At 68.4% G+C, this 506-nt stretch carries 1 protein-coding gene; it reads right to left on the bottom strand.

Annotated elements, in window-relative coordinates:
* The coding region (locus MOV74_RS40185; protein ID WP_246933107.1) for a DUF2339 domain-containing protein at positions 1-506 on the bottom strand (506 nt) is incomplete at both ends.

The raw sequence follows: 506 nt of genomic DNA, 5'->3' as shown, positions 1-506 counted from the left end.
CCGCGGCTGCGCCGAGTGCACCGGTCGCCGCCGGCGCGCGCCAGGCGACGAACAGGGTTGCGCCGACGAGAAGCGCGAACGCGATCAGCGCAAGGTCGGCATGCGCACTCGACAGCACGATCAGCATCGCGCCGAACAGGTAGGCACCGAGCGAGCTCGATGACACCGGCTCGATCTCGCCGTCTTCGATCGTCGGGCCGAACATGAAACCGCAGACGACGAGCAGTGCGGCCAGCACGAAACCCGCGATGACATGGAAGGCGTGTGGCGCGACCTGCAATTCTTCGGCGTCCAGACCCGGGAAGATCCACAACACGGCGAAGGCGATCGTGGTCACCGCCAGCCAGCGCCATAGCCGGATGCGGGCGAGGCCGAAGCTCGCGGCGGTGACGACCGCGAGGTAAATATAGAGCGCCCAATAGTCCGGCTTGCCGCTGGAGACGAGAACCGGCGTCACGAAGGCGCCGACCACGCCGAGGCCGGCGAGCGCCGGCCCGTGCAGCAGC

Origin of the sequence: Bradyrhizobium sp. SHOUNA76 (genome assembly GCF_023006445.1) — a bacterium.
In the GTDB taxonomy this organism is placed as follows: Bacteria; Pseudomonadota; Alphaproteobacteria; order Rhizobiales; family Xanthobacteraceae; genus Bradyrhizobium.
The sequence above is the reverse complement of the archived record's forward strand: the minus strand, read 5'-3'. Positions and strand labels throughout refer to the sequence as shown.